This window comes from Streptomyces sp. NBC_01017, assembly GCF_045162795.1.
In the GTDB taxonomy this organism is placed as follows: domain Bacteria; phylum Actinomycetota; class Actinomycetes; order Streptomycetales; family Streptomycetaceae; genus Streptomyces; species Streptomyces machairae.
On sequence record NZ_CP108683.1, the window covers coordinates 1,763,765 to 1,781,802 of the forward strand.

At 73.0% G+C, this 18,038-nt stretch carries 11 protein-coding genes and 1 pseudogene; 9 read left to right on the forward strand and 3 right to left on the reverse strand.

Annotated features, from left to right (window positions below; all coding sequences use genetic code 11):
• Positions 1 to 27: 27 nt before the first annotated feature.
• Positions 28 to 2,484 (reverse strand): SpoIIE family protein phosphatase, encoded by a 2,457-nt coding sequence (locus OG331_RS08365; protein ID WP_406193552.1) that lies wholly within the window; start codon positions 2,482 to 2,484, stop codon positions 28 to 30.
• 189 nt (positions 2,485 to 2,673) lie between these two features.
• Here OG331_RS08365 and lanKC point away from each other — a divergent pair, with 189 nt between their 5' ends.
• The 4 genes from lanKC to OG331_RS08385 all read left to right on the forward strand — a co-directional run bounded on the left by lanKC (position 2,674) and on the right by OG331_RS08385 (position 9,221).
• A complete protein-coding gene (gene lanKC, locus OG331_RS08370; protein ID WP_406193554.1) occupies positions 2,674 to 5,346 on the forward strand; it encodes a class III lanthionine synthetase LanKC in 2,673 nt (890 codons plus the stop codon).
• Positions 5,347 to 5,391: 45 nt separating this feature from the next.
• Positions 5,392 to 5,502, forward strand: coding sequence for a SapB/AmfS family lanthipeptide (locus OG331_RS08375; protein ID WP_048578973.1), 111 nt, complete (start codon positions 5,392 to 5,394; stop codon positions 5,500 to 5,502).
• Positions 5,503 to 5,598: 96 nt separating this feature from the next.
• Entirely contained in the window at positions 5,599 to 7,308 is a 1,710-nt protein-coding gene (locus OG331_RS08380) for an ABC transporter ATP-binding protein (RefSeq protein WP_406193556.1), read from the forward strand.
• The gene (locus OG331_RS08385) at positions 7,305 to 9,221 is read left to right on the forward strand and encodes an ATP-binding cassette domain-containing protein (protein ID WP_406193558.1); all 1,917 of its coding nucleotides are present in this window, start codon (positions 7,305 to 7,307) and stop codon (positions 9,219 to 9,221) included. The genes OG331_RS08380 and OG331_RS08385 overlap by 4 nt, the downstream gene beginning before the upstream one ends.
• On the opposite strand, the pseudogene OG331_RS08390 reads toward OG331_RS08385, so the two are convergent.
• A pseudogene (locus tag OG331_RS08390) lies at positions 9,144 to 9,767 on the reverse strand (LuxR C-terminal-related transcriptional regulator); the annotation flags it as partial. The gene OG331_RS08385 and the pseudogene OG331_RS08390 overlap by 78 nt on opposite strands.
• A gap of 168 nt (positions 9,768 to 9,935) precedes the next feature.
• Between OG331_RS08390 and OG331_RS08395 the strand changes: the two are divergent.
• Positions 9,936 to 12,086, forward strand: a complete 2,151-nt coding sequence (locus OG331_RS08395; protein ID WP_406209843.1) for a SpoIIE family protein phosphatase — start codon at positions 9,936 to 9,938, stop codon at positions 12,084 to 12,086.
• Between the two features lie 95 nt (positions 12,087 to 12,181).
• Here the strand turns inward: OG331_RS08395 and OG331_RS08400 are convergent, their stop codons facing one another.
• Positions 12,182 to 13,546: a S1 family peptidase gene (locus OG331_RS08400; protein ID WP_406193560.1), complete on the reverse strand. Its 1,365-nt coding sequence runs from the start codon at positions 13,544 to 13,546 to the stop codon at positions 12,182 to 12,184.
• A gap of 186 nt (positions 13,547 to 13,732) precedes the next feature.
• Here OG331_RS08400 and OG331_RS08405 point away from each other — a divergent pair, with 186 nt between their 5' ends.
• The 4 genes from OG331_RS08405 (at position 13,733) to OG331_RS08420 (ending at position 18,037) form a co-directional block, all read left to right on the forward strand.
• Positions 13,733 to 14,146 (forward strand): PaaI family thioesterase, encoded by a 414-nt coding sequence (locus OG331_RS08405; RefSeq protein WP_406193562.1) that lies wholly within the window; start codon positions 13,733 to 13,735, stop codon positions 14,144 to 14,146.
• A gap of 507 nt (positions 14,147 to 14,653) precedes the next feature.
• Positions 14,654 to 14,869, forward strand: coding sequence for a type A2 lantipeptide (locus OG331_RS08410; RefSeq protein ID WP_384779591.1), 216 nt, complete (start codon positions 14,654 to 14,656; stop codon positions 14,867 to 14,869).
• A gap of 142 nt (positions 14,870 to 15,011) precedes the next feature.
• Positions 15,012 to 15,818 carry an HlyD family efflux transporter periplasmic adaptor subunit gene (locus OG331_RS08415; RefSeq protein ID WP_406193564.1) on the forward strand — a complete coding sequence of 269 codons (807 nt, stop codon included), beginning with the start codon at positions 15,012 to 15,014 and terminating at the stop codon, positions 15,816 to 15,818.
• Entirely contained in the window at positions 15,815 to 18,037 is a 2,223-nt protein-coding gene (locus OG331_RS08420; RefSeq protein WP_406193566.1) for an NHLP family bacteriocin export ABC transporter peptidase/permease/ATPase subunit, read from the forward strand. The genes OG331_RS08415 and OG331_RS08420 overlap by 4 nt, the downstream gene beginning before the upstream one ends.
• Position 18,038: the final 1 nt, after the last annotated feature.

An 18,038-nucleotide genomic window follows, 5' to 3' on the forward strand; every position in this document is an offset into this window, starting at 1 on the left:
CCACCGGCCGTTCACCGGAGCGCGCTCTCAGTCGCCGAGGACGATCTCGCTCCACACCTGTTTTCCGCCACTGACCGGCACGGTTCCCCACGTCGCCGCCATCGCCTCGACCAGGAGGATGCCGCGCCCGCCGGTGGCCTCCCAGCTGATGCTGGCCGGTTTGACCGGTGTGCGCGGCGAGGAGTCGGCGACCGCCACGCGCAACCGGCGGTTGACGAGCATGAGGTCGAGGCGGACCCGGCCGTCGGTGTGCACGAGGGCGTTGGTGACGAGTTCGGAGACGACGAGCAGGACGGCGTCCATGTCCTGCGGCGGCACCCCCCAGGCGCGCAGGGTTCGGCGGGTGAAGCGGCGGGCGTGACCGACGGCCTGCGGTACGCGCCAGACCGTCCAGCTCTCGCGCAAGGGCCGTACGGCCATGCCGTCGTAGCGCATCAGGAGCAGGGCGATGTCGTCGCTGCGGCGGGCGCCCACGAGCAGGGCGTCGGCGACGAGGCCGAGGTGGGCGGGGTCGGAGCGGGCGAGTTCGCGGGCGAGCCGGGCCATGCCGGTGTCGATGTCGGAGTCGGCGGACTCGACGAGGCCGTCGGTGGTGAGGGCGACCACCGTGCCGGGCTGCAGCCCGAGTGGGCTCATCGGGAAGCCGGCCTGCCGCAGCACGCCGAGCGGCGGGCCGCCCTCCGCCTCGGCGATCTCCGTACTGCCGTCCGGGTGGCGCAGGACCGGCGGGGGGTGACCGGCGCGCACGCACCAGGCGGAACCCTCTTCCAGGTCGACGTCGACGTAGCAGCAGGTCGCGAAGAGGTCGGTCTCCATGTCCATGAGGAGGCGGTTGGCGTGGTCGACGACGACGTCCGGGGGGTGCCCTTCGGCGGCGTAGGCGCGCAGCGCGGTGCGCATCTGGCCCATCAGGGTGGCGGCGGCCGCGCTGTGGCCCTGGACGTCGCCGATGACCAGGGCGACGTGGTTGTCGGGCAGCGGGATCACGTCGTACCAGTCGCCGCCGACCTCCAGTCCGGCGGTGGTGGGCAGGTAGCGGGCGACGGCCTCCGCGCCGGGCAGCCGGGGCAGGCGGCGCGGCAGCAGTTGGCGCTGGAGCATGCCGACGAGTTCGTGCTCGGCGTCGAAGGCGTGGGCGCGCAGCAGGGCCTGCCCTGCGAGGCCGGCGGAGGCGGTGAGCAGGGCGCGCTCGTCGGGGCCGAAGTCGTGCGGGGCGTCCCAGCCGATCAGGCAGGCGCCGACCATCCGGCCCCCGGCGGGCAGCGGCAGGACGGCCAGGCCGCCGGGGCCGACATCGGCGAGGGCCGGTTCCAGCGGGCTGCCGGCGGGCCAGATCTGGGCGCGGCCCTCGCGCAGGGCGGCGGCGAGGGTGGGCATCGCGCGCACGGGCGCGTCCGGCCATTCGGTACGCCACTCCACGCGCCACAGCTGCGGCCAGGACTCGGGGTCGGGCGGGTCGAGGACGGTGACGACGAGACGGTCGTTCTCCAGCTCGGCGAGGGCGATGCGGTCGGCGCGCAGCGGCCCCCGCAGAGCCGTGACAACGGCGTGGCTGACGTCGCGGACGGTGCCCGCGATGGCGAGCGCGGCGGCCAGACGCTGGACGCGGGCCACGTCGGTGACGTCGGCGCGCAGGCTGGAGGCGTCGGCGACGGTGCCGACGATACGGGCCGGGAGTCCCTCGCCGCCCGGCAGCAGACGGCCGCGCAGCCTGAGCCACCTGGGCGGGCCGGTGGGCTGCAGGACCCGGAACTCCAGGTCGCGGTCGCCGAGGGCGGTGTGGTCGGCCTCTACGACGGACATCAGGGACGGCAGGTCCTCGGGGACGGTGAGGCCCAGCAGGGTCTCGACCTTGCCGTCGAACTCGTCCGGGCCGAGACCGAACAGCGCCAGGATGTCGTCGCCGACCTCGACGCGGCCGGTGTCCATGGCGAGGCTGAACGCGTCGGCCGGCAGCTCGCCGTCTTCCGTGGCCGCGGGCAGGGCGGGGAAGGCGACGGCATCGGCGATCAGCTCCAGGCACTCCCGGTCGTCGGAGTCGAACCCGCCGGGGCGCTCGCTCACGGCCAGCAGACAGCCGCCGCCCTCGTCGCCGTGGGTGGGCAGGGCTGCCAGGAAGAAGTCCCGGCCGGATGTCCGTCGGGACTCCGTTCGCGCGGCCAGTTCCGCCGGGCCGAGCCACCGTGCGTGTCCGGTGCGCAGGGCGCCGGCCACCGCGGACCGGCCGGAGCGCGGATAGCTGTCGCGCAGCCCGTAGAAGGTCCTCGGCACACCGGCGGACTCGACCAGACACAGCAGGTCCTCGTCCTCGCCCGGCGCGTACACGGCGGCGAGTGTCGCTCCGCCGAAGACCAGGGCCTGTTCGAGCACGCGGCGCAGTCGGTCCGGTGAGCCGGGCTCGGCGGCGACCGTCTTGAGGGCAACTTCGGCACGCAGCCTTCTCGTTCCGCGTCCCGCGGCGCCCTCACCGACCACGTCCGCCATTACAGCGCTAATGAGACACCTGCGCAGCCCCTGTGGCGCGTTCCGTGGGGAGGTCGGGGTTCCGGTGCTCGAAAGGCCCCGAACATGTCTTTACGCATGCGTTCCGCACGGCGATCTCATGACAGTCGTTACTGTCCGTAGCCGTTGCATCGCTGGAAGTCTCGGTGCCGGGCCAGCCGAGGGGGACGCATGGACAAGCGCTACGAGGTGTACGCGCTCGCCGACAGGCACTTCTACGAGACGCCGGACCGGCTGTCCGTGGGCACGCAGGGCGCCGCGCGTCCGTACGAGGCGGCGCGGGACGAGGTCCCCGAGGGCTGGAAGGCGGCACGGATCGGCGACTGGCTGACGCTGACGCCGCTCGGCCCGGACGGCGCCCCGGTGCAGGGCCCCGCGCAGGGCTGGAAGATCCATGCCTCGGCCACCCTGGCGAACGCGGAGAAGATCGCGCGGATCGTGTGGGACTACTGCGTGCCGCGGGGCATACCGTTCAAGTTCGTGCCCGGCCCGCAGCTGCTGCATCTGCGCAACGCCAAGTACGCGGGCCGCGACTCCAGCGGCAAGTTCGTCACCGTCTACCCGGCCGACGAAGAGCAGCTCCACACGGTGCTGTGCGAGTTGGGCCGGCTGCTGGAGGGGTTCGAGGGGCCGTACGTCCTCACCGATCTGCGCTGGGACGACGGTCCGCTGTACGTGCGCTACGGCGCCTTCGCGCGCCTCTTCGTCGTCGACGACCGCGGTTCGCTGGTGCCGGCGGTGCGGGACGGGGAAGGCCAGTTGGTGCCGGACCGGCGGGCGCCGTCGTTCCAGGTGCCGGACTGGGTGACGCTGCCCGCGTTCCTCGCGCCGCAGCTGGCGGCCCGCAACACCACGACGGTCGGCGAGTTGCCGTACCGCATCGAGAAGGCGCTGCACTTCTCCAACGGCGGCGGGGTGTACGCGGGCACCGACACCCGGGACGGACGCAAGGTGGTCCTCAAGGAGGGCCGGCCGCACGCGGGCCTCGCCGCGGACGGCGCGGACGCCGTGACCCGGCTGGAGCGGGAGCGGCAGGCGCTCGAACAGCTGGCGGGAACCGGTGTGGTGCCCGAGGTGCGCGACTGGTTCCTGCTCGGCGAACACCGCTTCCTGGTCATGGACTTCGTCGAGGGGCGCCCCCTCAACTCCTTCTTCGCCGAACGACACCCGCTGATCGGCCCGGACCCGGATCCGCGCGCCGTGGCCGACTACACGGCCTGGGCCCTGCGCATCCACCGGGCCGTGGAGCGCGCGGTGGAGGCGGTGCACGCGCGCGGGATCGTCTTCAACGACCTGCATGTCTTCAACATCATGGTCGCCCCCGACGAGGAGTCGGTGTCCCTGCTCGACTTCGAGGCGGCGGCCCCGGTGGGCGAGAACGGCCGTCAGGTCGTCGCCCACCCCGGCTTCCTGGCCCCGGCCGACCGCAGGGGCGTCGACGTCGACCGCTATGCGCTGGCCTGTCTGAGGCTGGCGATGTTCCTGCCGATCACCTCGTTGTTCGTGGTGGACCGCGACAAGGCGGCGCACCTGGCGGACGTGATCGCGGGTCAGTTCCCGGACGTGCCACGCGAGTTCCTGGACGCGGCGGTCGCCGAGATCTGCCGCGACGTGGCCGGTCCCGAGCGTGCCGCGCACACGGCCCGTGCCCGCTCCGCGTCCTTCGTGGAACCCGGCGACTGGCCCTACAGTCGCGACTCGATGGTCAAGGCGCTGCTCGCCTCGGCCACCCCGGAGCGTGAGGACCGGCTCTTCCCGGGCGACGTCGCACAGTTCTCCGACGGCGGCGGGCTGGGCCTCGCCCATGGCGCGGCCGGCGTGCTGTACGCCCTGGCCGCGACCGGCGCCGAGCGCTACGACGAGGGCGAACGCTGGCTGCTCGACCGCACCGACCCGCCACCGGTCGGCACCCCGCTCGGCCTGTACGACGGTCTCGCGGGCGTGGCCCACGTCCTCGACATGCTCGGCCACCGGCAGCGCGCCCTGGACCTGATCGACACGGTCCTGCGCGAGAGGTGGCAGCGGCTCTCCTCCGACCTGCGCGGCGGGCTGGCCGGGCTGGGGCTGGTCCTCGGCGGGCTGGCCGACGCCACCGGGGAGCCGGAGCTGCGCGAGCGGGCGGCGGAGGCCGCGGACATCCTCGTGGGGCGGCTGACCGCACCACCCCCGTCCGGGGCCCGGCCGCGTGCCGGACTGCTGCGGGGCGCGAGCGGGCCCGCGCTGTTCCTGCTGCGCCAGTACGAACGGACCGGCGACCGGCGGCTGCTGGACGCGGCCGGCGAGGCGCTGCGCCAGGACCTGGCGTGCTGCGTGGAGCAGAAGGGCGGCGCGCTGGAGGTCGACGAGGGCTGGCGGACCATGCCGTATCTGGGCGACGGGAGCGTCGGGGTGGGGATGGTCGTCGACGACTACCTCGCGCACGCCGCCGGCAGCGAGGGCGGGCGGTCCGAGCGGGACTCCGGCGTCGGCATCGACGCCTTCGAGCAGGCCCGCGCCGGCATCCTCACCGCCGCCACCTCACGCTTCTACGCCCAGCCCGGCCTCTTCCAGGGACGCGCCGGGATGATCCTGCACCTCAGCCGCACGACGGCACCGGGCGCGGACGCGGACCGGCTGGCCGGGCAGATCGCCGGGCTCGGCTGGTACGCGATGTCCTACCAGGGCCAACTGGCCTTCCCCGGGCACCAGATGATGCGGCTTTCCATGGACCTGGGCACCGGAACGGCCGGCTGCCTGCTCGCGCTCGGATCCGCCCTCGGCGCCGACGCGGCGAGCGCCGCCCCGGCCCACCTGCCCTTCCTCCCGCCGCCGACGCGGCACCCGGAACGCGGCTCCGCCACCTGACGGAGTCGTGACACAACCCCGTCCCCACCAAGGAGAGGACCCGACATGGCACTGCTCGACCTGCAGACGATGGAGACCGAGGAGTACACCGGCGGCGGCAGCGTGGCCAGCCTGCTCCTGTGCGCCAGCCAGGCCAGCATCACGCTCTGTCTCTGACGGACATCGCGCAACCACGGCCCCGGGCGGTTTCCCTCCCTCACGGGAGGACCGCCCGGGGCCCTTGCCCCAACGAGGGAGCGAGGCCGCAGCCGAATGAGGGGTACGACGACTCCTGCCGACGACGCTTCGGGCACGCTGCTGCGCGCCGCCACCCGGCACAGCGGGGCCCGTACGGCGGCCCTGTGCCTGGTGACCCTCGCCGCGACCGGGGCCGGGCTGCTGCTGCCCGCCGCGCTCGGGCGGACCCTGGACCTCCTTTTGGCGCAAGCACCGGCGACGGGCTGGGTGCTGTGCTGCGCCGGACTCGTGCTGCTGCTCGCTCTGCTGGACGGATGCCAGAGCGTCCTCGTCGGCACCGTCGACGCCCGGACCACCGCCTGGCTGCGGCGGCGGCTGACCGGCCATGTCCTGGCCGTCGGCCCGCGGGCCAACGCCCGCTTCGGGGCCGGTGACCTGGTCGCACGGCTCGTCGGCAACGCCGCTCAGGCCGGCACGGCACCGGCCGCCCGTGCCGCACTGCTCGCCGCGCTCGCCGGGCCGGTCGGCGGCATCGTCGCCCTCGGCCTGACCGACCTGTGGCTCGCGGCCGGGTTCCTCGCCGGGGCGCCGGTACTGGCCGCCCTGCTGCGGACCTTCGCCCGCGACACCTCCCGCTGTACGACCCGCTACCAGCAGGAACAGGGCCGGATCGCCGCCGCACTCGCCGAAGCCGTCGACGGCCGGCGCACCATCCACGCGGCGGGTGCGACGGACCGGGAGACGGCACGGATCCTGCGGCCGCTGCCCGAACTCTCCCGCGCGGGGCATCGCATGTGGCGGGTGCAGGGGCGGGCCGCCGCCCAGGCCGTCACCGTGGCCCCGCTGCTGCAGCTCGGTGTCATCGCCGCAGCCGGCGTCCTGCTCACCCGGCACCGGCTGTCCGTCGGCGAGATGCTCGCCGCCTCCCGTTACGCGGTGCTGGCGACCGGCGTCGGCGTGCTGGTCGCGCAGCTCGCGAGCCTGGCCCGCGCCAGGGCGGCGGCCGGGCGCCTCGGCGAGGTCGTCGCCGAACCCGCCCCCGCCCATGGCGTGCGCCGCCTGCCTCCCGGTCCCGGCCGCCTGGAGCTGCGCGGCGTCACCGCCCGGCGCGGCGGACACACCGTGCTGGACGGGATCGACCTGGTCGTCCCCGGCGGGACCACCCTGGCCGTGGTCGGGCGTTCGGGCGCGGGCAAGTCCCTGCTCGCCGCCATCGCCGGGCGCCTGGCCGACCCGGACGACGGCGAAGTCCTGCTCGACGGAGTGCCGGTGCGCGAGCTGGCCCACGACGACCTGCGCCGCGCCGTGGCCCACGCCTTCGAACGCCCTGTCCTGCTGGGCGGCACCGTCGAGGACGCGATCGGCCTGGGCCTGCCGGCCCCCTCCCCCACCCGCATCCGGGAGGCCGCCCGTACGGCCCACGCGGACGACTTCATCCGCCGCCTGCCCCACGGCTACGGCACCGCACTTGCCGACGCCCCGCGCTCCGGCGGCGAGTCCCAGCGCCTCGGACTCGCCCGGGCATTCGCCCACGACGGCCGCCTGCTGATCCTCGACGACGCGCTGTCCAGCCTCGACACCGTGACGGAGGCCCGCATCACCGAGGCCCTGACCGGCGGTTCGTCCGCCACCCGCCTCCTGGTCGCCCACCGTGCGGCGACGGCGGCCCGCGCGGACGCGGTGGCCTGGCTGGACGGCGGGCGGGTGCGTGCCGTGGGGCGGCACGAGGAGCTGTGGGGGATCGCGGAGTACCGGGAGGCTTTCGCCGGGGAGGGGTCGGCGTGACCCGCGGGCCGCACCCGCGCGCGGTGCCCTTCCTGCTGGCCCGATGGCCCGTCCTCGTACGGCTGGCCCTCTGGTCGGTGCTGGAGACGGGTCAGAGTTTCCTGATCGGATACGCCCCGGCCCGCGCCCTGGACGACGGGTTCCTCCGGGGCCGTACGGAGGTCGGGCTCGGGTGGCTCGCCGTCGCCGGTCTCGGGGTCGTCGTCGGCGCGTACGGCACGGCTCGTGTGTACGGGGCGGTCGCGGCGCTGGTCGAGCCGCTGAGGGACCGGCTCGTGACGCGGGTGGTCGAGCGCGGGGTGCGGGAGGCGGACCGCGGGGCGCTGTCCGGGCTCACCCAGCAGGTGGAGATCGCGCGGGACACCTTCGCGGGCCTGGTCATGGTGTCGCGGTCGTTCGTGTTCACCGCGGTCGGCGCACTGGCCGGCCTGTTCTCGCTGGCCCCGCTGCTGCTGCTCGTCGTCCTGCCGCCGCTGGCCGCGGGGGTGGGCCTGTTCGCGGCGACCCTGCGGCCGCTGGCCCGCAGACAGGAGGTCTTCCTCTCCGCCGACGAGGCCCTGGCCGACCGGCTCGGCGCCGTCTGCCCCGGGCTGCGGGACATCACGGCGGCCGGCGCGGAGGATCGGGTCGCCGCCGACGCCGGGGAACGCGTGGACGCCGAGCTGCGGGCCGCCCGTTCCCTCGCCCGCTTCGGTGTGCTCCGCGTGGCCGCCCTCGCCCTCGGCGGACAGCTCCCGATCGCGCTGCTCCTCGCCACCGCGCCCTGGCTCCTCCGCCACGGTGTCACCACCGGCGCCCTGGTCGGCGCTCTCGCCTACGTCACCCAGTCCCTGCTCCCCGCTCTGCACAACCTGGTCCACGGTCTGGGCACGAGCGGGTCGCGGCTGGCGGTGGTGATTCGGCGGCTGGTGCCGGAGGAGGGCGGGTCGGACACGGCCGGGGGCGACACACCCGTCACCACCGAGGCCCACGCCTCGACCACGCCCCACACCGACACCCCGCAGCTGCCGCCCTCTCCGCCACGCACCCACGCCCCGGCCCTCAGCCTCACCTCCGTCACCTTCGCCTACGGCCCCACCGCACTCCCCGTGATCGACGACCTCGACCTCACCCTCCCGTCCGGCTCCCACCTGGCCGTCGTCGGGCCGAGCGGGATCGGGAAGTCCACCCTGACGGCGCTGGTGGCCGGGCTGCTGGAGCCCCGGTGCGGCACGATCCGGGTGTGCGGGGAGGCGGTGCCGGGGCCGGGCGCGCTCGCGCGGCGGGTGCTCATTCCGCAGGAGGCGTACGTGTTCACCGGCACCCTCGCCGAGAACCTCGCCCTGCTGCGGCCCGACCCGGTCTCCGACGCGGAGTTGCTCGCCGCCGCCGAGGCGGTCGGGCTGGCGCCGCTGCTCGACACGCTGGGCGGGCCGGAGGGCCGGGTGGATCCCGGGGCGCTGTCCGCCGGGGAGCGGCAGTTGATCGCGCTGACCCGGGCTCACCTGTCCTACGCCCCGCTCGCGCTGCTCGACGAGGCGACCTGTCATCTCGATGCGCGGGCCGAGGAACGCGCGGAGCGGGCCTTCGCGGCCCGCCCCGGCGGCACGCTGGTCGTCGTCGCCCACCGGATCAGCTCGGCCCGCCGCGCCGACCGCGTCCTGATGATGGACGGCCGCGACACGGCGTACGGGACACACGACGAGCTCGTACGGCGCTCGGCGCGCTATCGCGAACTCGTCGGCGGCTGGACGCCCGTGTCGCGGCAGCGGTCAGAGCCAGCCCTCGCCCTGGGATATCCGGATCGCGTCGATGCGGTTGCGGGCCCCGGTCTTGCGGGTGATGGCCGCCATGTAGTTGCGCACCGTCCCGTGGGACAGGTGCAGGCTCCCGGCGATCTCCGCGACGGAGGCTCCCTCCGCCGCGAGGGATAACACGCTGAGCTCACGCCGGGTCAGCGGCATCTCGGCGGCCTTGAGGAATGCAAAGCCCAGCGAATCGTCGACGAAACGTTCCCCCTCGGCGACGCGCCGGATTCCGCGCACCAGCCGGTCCGGCGAGCCCTCCTTGTCGACGTACCCGAGCGCCCCCGCCTCCAGGGCCCGCTTCAGCAGCCCCGGCCGGTGAGCGCTCGCCAGCACCAGCAGGTGCGGCGGGGTCCGGCCCACGTCGCGTACGCGCAGCTCGCCGAGCGGCGGTATGCCGTACGAGTCCGTGCACTCCAGGTCCACCGCGCACACGTCCGGCCGGACGGAACGCGCGCGTGCGGGCGCGCTGCGCCAAGGGGCGTCGTACACCTCCAGGCCTGGTTCCCTGCGCAGCCACTCCGCCAGCACCGATCGCACCAGACACGCGTCATGCACCACAAGGACCCGGATCACTGCCGCCCCTCCACCCCGCCGTTCGTCGCTCTCATGGTGTTGAGCGCGTGCCCCATTGTTGGCGTCCGTGACCGTCTGCGGGCGCGAAGATCCGGCCATCAGGGTGCGCGGGGGCGCACGCGAGGCGCCCGTACGCCGGGGTCGCGCATCGACTGTGGGGGCATGGGCCGACGGCCAGGGGGTACGCGGCGCCGCTCGCCGTGCGCGTCGGGCCGTGAGGAGGGAGATTTGAAGCCCTGGGACCCGTCGCGCGGCCCTGCGGAGGAGGTGGTCGGCGTGTCCGACGGGCAGACGTCCGCCCAGGCGCCGGTGGCCGCGCGGACGCGGGTCGGCCGGCCGCTCCTGTCGCTGGCGCTTGCCTCGATGCTGGACGAGGTGCACGCGCACTCCGGTGCGGTGTATCTGCTGGCGGCCGACGAGCCCGTGCTGGAGATGGCGGTGATGGCCGGTCTGCCCCGGGCGTTCGCGGCGCCCTGGGAGCGGGTCGGGCTGAGCGCGCCGATCCCGGTCGCGGAGGCCGTGCGTGAGCGGCGGCTCGTCTGGGTCAAGGGCGAGGAGGACATGGCGGCCCGCTATCCGCGGATCGCCGTCGTGCTGCCGTATCCGTTCGCGCTGGCCGCGCTGCCCGTGGCCACCGAGACCACCGCCTACGGCGCGATCTTCGTGACCTGGCCCGGTGCACACCCCCCGGAGCTGTCGGAGCGGGAGCGCGACCATCTCACCGCCGCCTGCCGACGGCTCGCGGTGCGGCTGGAACGCGCTCTGGAGGAGAGCCTTCCGCCGCTCCCGGAACCCGATCTGCTCGCCGGTCCGGCGTTCAGCGGCGCCGCCGGCACGCTCGGCACGGTGGAGGCGGCACGCATGGTGGCGCGGCTGCCGTACGGGCTGTGCTCGCTCGATCTGCACGGCCGGGTCAGCTTCGCCAACCCCGCGGCGGCCGAGCTGATCGGCGTCCCGGTCAACCGCCTGCTGGGCAACCAGCTGTGGGCGTCCGTGCCCTGGCTGAACGACCCCGTGTACGAGGACCGCTACCGGGCCGCGCTGATGAGCCAGCACACCACGTCCTTCCTGGCGTTGCGCCCGCCCGGCGACTGGCTGTCGTTCCGTATGTATCCGAGCACGACCGGTCTGAGCGTGCGCATCAGCAGGGCCCGCGCGGTGGCGGAGATGGGCCGCAGCGGGCCGCGGCAGGACGACGCGCCGGGCCGGCTGGTGACCATCTCCCAGGTGCTGAGCCTGGCGGGCGCGCTCACCGAGGCGGCGGGTGTGCAGGACGTGGTGCAGCTGGTCGCGGACGAGATCGTCCCGGCCGTCGGCAGCCAGGCGCTGGTCGTCCTGGGGTCGCGGGCGGGCCGGCTGCACGTGCTCGGTCACCGCGGCTATCCGGATCCGCAGATCGTGGAGCGCTTCGACGGTCTGCCGCTGACCGAGCAGACCCCCGGCACGCACGCCCTGACCTCGGGCGTGCCCGCGTTCTTCGACTCCCAGCAGGAGCTGGAGCGCCTGTATCCGACGCGGCACTCGACGCCCGACGGCTTCGCGGCCTGGGCGTATCTGCCGCTGATCGCCTCGGGGCGGCCGGTGGGCACCTGTGTGCTCGCCTACTCGGAGCGGCATCCCTTCCCGGCGGACGAGCGGGCGGTCCTGACCAGCCTGGGCGGGCTCATCGCGCAGGCGCTGGAGCGCGCTCTGCTCTACGACGTCAAGCACCAGCTGGCACACGGACTGCAGGCCGCGCTGCTCCCGCACTCGCTGCCTCCGCTGCCGGGCGTCGAAGCGGCCGCGCGCTATCTGCCCGCCACCCAGGGCATGGAGATCGGCGGGGACTTCTACGACCTGGTGCCGACGGAAGACGGCCTGACCGCGGCGGTGATCGGGGACGTGCAGGGGCACAACGTCACCGCGGCCGGCCTGATGGGCCAGATCCGCACCGCCGTACGGGCGTACACGACCGTCGGTCAGGCCCCGGAGGAGGTCATGCGCAGCACCAACCGGCTGCTGCTCGACCTCGGCTCGGACCTGTTCGCCAGCTGTCTGTATCTGCGCCTCGATCCGGAACACGGGCGGGCGGTGATGGCCCGTGCCGGGCATCCGCCCCCGCTGCTGCGACGGCCGGACGGACGCGTGCGGGTGCTCGACCTCGCGGGGGGCCCGCTGCTGGGCATCGACGGCTCGCCCACGTATCCGACGACGGAGGTCGAGCTCACGCCCGGCTGTGTGCTGGTCCTCTATACGGACGGGCTGATCGAGTCCCCCGGCGTCGACATCGAGGACGCGCTCGCCGAGCTCGGCCAGTTGCTCGCCGAGGCCGGGGAGCTGCCCTTGGACGAACTCGCCGATCTGCTGGTGCAGCACAGCGCGTCCAGGCACGAGCGTGTCGACGACGTGGCGCTGCTGTTGTTGCGGGCGCGCGGCTGACGTCTTTGGACACGACAGCGGTCCGACCCTCCCGCCGGAGGGCCGGACCGCGTTGTCGTCCGGATCACTCGGATCCGTGTGCCGGTGTCAGGGCGTCAGTTCCCGACGCCGTTTCCGACGATCTCGCCGAGGCCGTTGCCCGTGCCGTCGGCGTTGCCGCCGCCGACCTCTTCACCAGCACCGGCTTCCTCGCCCGCACCGGCCTCCTCGCCTGCACCGGCCTCTTCACCAGCACCGGCTTCCTCGCCCGCGCCCGCTTCCTCGCCCGCGCCGGCCTCTTCACCAGCACCGGCCTCTTCACCAGCACCGGCTTCGTCACCGGCACCCGCGCCGCCGCCCGCGGCGTCACCGCCGAGGGTCGCGCCGACCGCCTCCAGGGCGGTGGTCACCGGCTGGAAGAAGGTCTCGCCGCCGACCGTGCAGTCACCGCTGCCGCCGGAGGTCAGGCCGATCGCCAGGCCGTCCTGGGTGAACAGGGAGCCGCCGCTGTCGCCGGGCTCGGCGCAGACGTCGGTCTGGATGAGCCCGGTGACGGTGCCCTCCGGGTAGTTGACGGTCGCGTCGAGTCCGAGGACCTGACCGTCGTTCAGTCCGGTGGTGCTGCCCATCCGGAAGACCTGGAGTCCCACCTCGGCGTCCGCCGCCTGGCTGATCGGGACGGCCTGGTCGCCGACGTTGACCTCGCTGGGCGCCTCGGTCGCCGGGTCGTCGTACTTCACGAGCGCGAAGTCGCCGTCGCCGGGGAAGGTGGACTGATCGACGGTGGCGATCGGCTGGCCGCCCTCGGTGTCCGACCACTCGTTGCCGCCGAGGGAGCAGTGACCGGCGGTCAGGAAGGCGGGGGTGCCGTCGCCCGCGGTGACGTTGAAGCCCGCGGAGCAGCGTGAGCCGCCGGCGAAGATGGCGTCGCCGCCGGAGAGGAACGTCTTGAAGGTGCCGGCCGACTTCTTGATGGTCGCCATGCTGGAGCCGAGGCCGTCGACGGTCGACTCCAGCTGGTCCCAGTTGTCGCCGGTGACGGTGCTGTCGGCGGTGACGAGGATCTTGTTCGTTCTGGGGTCGACCGACCATGCCGTGCCCGGGATGGTCGCCTCGGACTTCAGGGTCTGCGCGCCGGACGCGAGCTCGTTCAGGCTGTTCTCGACCTCGCGGACCTTCGCGCCGGCCTTCTTCGCCTGGACGATCACGTTGTTGTTGTCGCCGGGGACGACATTGACGACGAGCTGCTGGCTCTCGGCGTCGTAGTACGAACCGGCGAAGGCGTCGCCCAGCATTCCCGCGAGCTGCGAGGCGAGATCCGACGCGTCCCCCGCCTTCAGGGTCTTGGGAGCGGCGGCGCTGTCCGTCGCGGCGTCCTGCGACGCGTTGGCGTTGGGCAGCAGGATCGCGGCCGCTCCGAGCGCCACCACGCTGCCCGCTGCTATCGCGGCCTTGCGCTTCGGAATTCGCTTGTGACTCAAACTTCTCGACCTCCTGGGGGACGGGGTCTGTGCCGCCTTGTGCGGCAGCTTTTCGGGGCGCCTGGTTGGCAGTTGGTACGCACGGGCCGCACGGGGCGTTCAATTCCGTTTCAGTGCGTCGCGTTCGCAACACCGAATCGGCCAAGGACCGCACCTCCCGGTCCGGCGGCGGGAACAATCCCCCATATGACGATGACCACCGCTGAAGCCGACAAGATCCTCTCCGCCAACTTCGCCCCCTGGGTCCTCGAACTGGGCCTGTCGGTCGAGGCGGTGGAGGGCCACCGCGCGGTCCTGCGCCTGCCCTGGTCGGACGGGCTGGCCCGGGAGGGCGGCGCCCTGTCGGGCCAGGCGCTGATGGCCGCCGCCGACACCGCCACCGTGATCGCCGTGTCGGCGGCGCGCGGGGCGTACGGGCCGATGACGACGGTGCAGCAGTCGACGTCATTTCAGCGCGCGGTGATCGGTTCGGATGTCCTGATCGAAGCGGTCGTCACCAAACTCGGCCGTCGCATGGCGTTCGCCGACATCGCGATGACCGACGAGGGGTCGGGGGACATCGCGGCCCGGGCGAGCACGGTGTACGCGCTTCTGGGCTGACCCGACCCGACCCCGGGCCGACCCCGAGCCGACACGATCCGCTACCGATCAGTAACGGTCGGTTGAGAAAGTGGAGCGGAATCCATGCTTCAGCGAATCTACACATTCAATACTCAACGAAGTCACCGTGGGCCGAGGTTCTGCACAGGGGCGCTACCGGCGGTCACCCCCTTGAGGCCGGAGTGTCGGATTCGCCGCCACCTTCGCGTCTCCCCTCCGAGGCGATGCAACAGCTCGCCCGAGCCGATGCTGTGACGCATGTGAAGAAGTCGCCGACAAGGCGTGGGCACTTCTGCACGGATCGATGCCGCCGAGATCAAAGTGCCCTGGTGAGGCCGAAGTTTGATTGGAAGCCCGTGGCCACAGCGTGCTTTGATCCATCGCACCGCAGGGGTCGTGAGCGGCTCCCGGAAACGGGCGCCGGACGCCTGCGGTCGCGGCCGTCATCTGTCCCCAGAGGGGGCCGCTCCCCCTTGTGAGATATCCATTAGGAAGGGAAGTTCCATCATGAACTCCACCCCCCAGGTTGCGACCGTCGAGATCTCCGACGCCGAGCTCGACAACGTCTCCGGCGGCCTGCAGGTCAACGCCGTGAACGGTGCCCTCGACGCTGTCAACGGCATCGCCCCGGTTTCCGGCCTGGTCGACACGGCCGTCGGCACCGTGGAGGGTGTCACCGGCCTGAACACCGCCCCGGTCTCGGGTCTGGTTGCCGGTCTCTGATCGCACCTTTCATACCTCTGAGTCCCGGAGCCATTCCCCGGCTCCGGGACTCTTGGGTGCCTGAAAACAGACGGGCACCGTCCGCACCACGACCGGCCCACGCGCGCCGGTCTCCACTCATCCTCAGGTGAGGGAAAGTTCCGTGCAGTTCCGCCAACAGGCCCTCGCCAAGCTCCAGTCACCGGAGGAGCTCGACCTTCCGGTGCGCTTCGCCCGCCCGCAGGGCTGGCTGGTCCTCTCCGTGACCGTGGTCGTCATGGCCGCCGCGTCCGTGTGGGCGGTGACCGGTTCGGTCGCCTCCACCGTCGGCGCGCCCGCCATCCTCACCCACGGACAGGGCAGCTACATCCTGCAGAGCCCGGTCGCCGGCCAGGTCACCGCGGTCCTCGCCAAGCAGGGCCAGCGGCTGCCGGCCAACTCCCCCGTCCTGAAGGTCCGTACGGCCGAGGGCGAGACGGTCGTCCGTACGGTCGCAGCGGGCCGGGTCACCGGGCTCGCCGCCACCATCGGGCAGATCATCCAGACCGGCGCGAACGTGGCCGCCGTGGAGAAGGTCGCCCGCACCAAGGACCCGCTGTACGCGACGGTGTACGTTCCCGCCGAGAACGCGGCGTCCATCCCCGACAAGGCTGCCGTGGACCTCACCGTCCAGTCGGTGCCCACCCAGGAGTACGGCGTCCTGCGCGGCCATGTGAAGTCGGTCGACCGTTCCGTGCAGTCGGCGCAGCAGATCGCCGCGTTCCTCGGGGACAACCAGCTCGGCGAGCAGTTCACCAAGGACGGCAGGCCGGTCGCGGTACTGGTGAAGCTGGACGAGAAGTCGAGCACCGAGAGCGGCTACAAGTGGTCGTCAGCGGACGGCCCGCCCTTCTCCCTCACCTCCATGACCATGGCCGACGCCTCGATCCGGCTGGCCGACGAGCGTCCCGTCGATTGGCTGCTGCCGTGAGCGCCGCACAGGAGACGCGCAGCAGGCGCCGCGCCGCACCGCCGAAGCGCCCCGTGCCCAAGGGAAAGTCGAAGACCGTCCGCACGCCCACCGTGCTCCAGATGGAGGCCGTGGAGTGCGGCGCCGCCTCCCTCGCGATGGTGCTGGGCCACTACGGCCGCCATGTCCCGCTGGAGGAACTGCGCATAGCGTGCGGTGTCTCCCGCGACGGGTCGCGCGCCAGCAACCTCCTGAAGGCGGCCCGCAGCTACGGGCTGACGGCCAAGGGCATGCAGATGGACACGGCCGCCCTCGCCGAGGTGAAGACGCCGGCCATCCTGTTCTGGGAGTTCAACCACTACGTCGTCTACGACGGCATGGGCCGCCGCTTCGGCCGCCGGGGCGTGTACATCAACGACCCCGCCAAGGGCCGCCGCTTCGTGCCCATGGAGGACTTCGACGGCAGCTTCACCGGTGTCGTCCTGGTCATGGAGCCCGGCGAGAGCTTCAGCAAGGGCGGGCGCAAGCCGGGCGTGCTCGGCGCGATGCCGGCCCGGCTGCGCGGCACCGCGGGAACGATGCCCGCCGCGGTGCTGGCGAGCCTCCTCCTGGTCGTGGTCGGCGCGGCGGTGCCCGCGCTGAGCCGCACCTACATCGACATGTTCCTCATCGGCGGCCAGACCTCCCTGCTGGGCGTGCTGTTCGCGTCGATGGGGACCTGTGTCGCGTTCACCGTGGTGCTGACCTGGCTGCAACAGGCGAACCTGCTGCGCGGCCGGATCATCTCCTCCACCCTGTCCAGCGCCCGCTTCCTGCGCCATCTGCTGCGGCTGCCGGTGACCTTCTTCTCCCAGCGCAGCCCGGCCGACCTGGTGCAGCGGCTCCAGTCGAACGACGCGGTGTCCGAGACGCTGGCCCGTGACCTCGCGGCGGCGGGCGTGGACGCGGTGGTCGTCATCCTCTACGCGATCCTCCTCTATACCTACGATCCCCAGCTCACCTTCGTCGGCATCGGCGTCGCCCTCCTGAACGTCGTCGCCATGCGCGTCGTCATCCGCCTGCGCGCGACCCGTACGGCCAAGCTGCGCGCGGACAGCGCCCGGCTCACCAACACCGCGTACACCGGCCTTCAGCTGATCGAGACGATGAAGGCGACCGGCGGCGAGGACGGCTATTTCCGCAAGTGGGCCGGACAGCACGCCACCACGCTGGAGGAGCAGCAGCGCCTCGGCGTGCCGAGCGCCTGGCTGGGCGTGGTGGCCCCCACGCTCGCCACGCTCAACAGCGCGCTCATCCTCTGGATCGGCGGCATGCGGGCGATCGAGGGAGGCATATCCGTCGGTTTGCTGGTCGCCTTCCAGGCCCTGGTCACCCGCTTCACCGCCCCGATCACCCGCCTGAACGGCGTCGCGGGCCGCATCCAGGACTTCGCCGCCGACGTGGCCCGGCTCAAGGACGTGGAGAACTTCGAGGCGGACCCGCTCTACGGCCGCCCCGGCGCGGGCGATTCGACACGCCGGCTGCACGGCCACGTCGAGCTCCAGAACATCACCTTCGGCTACAGCCCGCTCGACAAGCCCCTGCTCACCGGCTTCGACCTGACCGTCGGCCCCGGACGGCAGGTGGCCCTGGTCGGCGGCTCCGGCAGCGGCAAGTCGACGGTGTCCCGCCTCATATCGGGTCTGTACGCCCCGTGGGAGGGCGTCATCCGCATCGACGACCAGCGCATCGAGGACATCCCGCGCGGCGCGCTCGCGGCCTCCGTGTCCTTCGTCGACCAGGAGGTCTTCCTGTTCGAGGGCACGGTCCGCGACAACGTGGCGCTGTGGGACCCGTCGATCCCGGACGAGGCGGTGGTGGACGCGCTGCGCGACGCGGCGCTGTACGACGTGGTCATGCGCCGCCCGGGCGGCATCCAGAGCAGGGTCGAGCAGGACGGCCGCAACTTCTCCGGCGGGCAGCGCCAGCGCCTGGAGATCGCGCGGGCGCTGGTGCGCAGGCCGAGCATCCTGGTGCTGGACGAGGTGACGAGCGCGCTGGACGCCGAGACCGAACAGATCGTGATGGACAACCTGCGCAAGCGCGGCTGTGCCTGTGTGGTGATCGCGCACCGGCTCAGCACCGTGCGCGACAGCGACGAGATCGTCGTACTCCAGCACGGCGCGATCGTGGAACGCGGCCGGCACGAGGACCTGGTGGCACGCGGCGGCGCGTACGCGGCACTGGTCAAGGAGCGGTGAG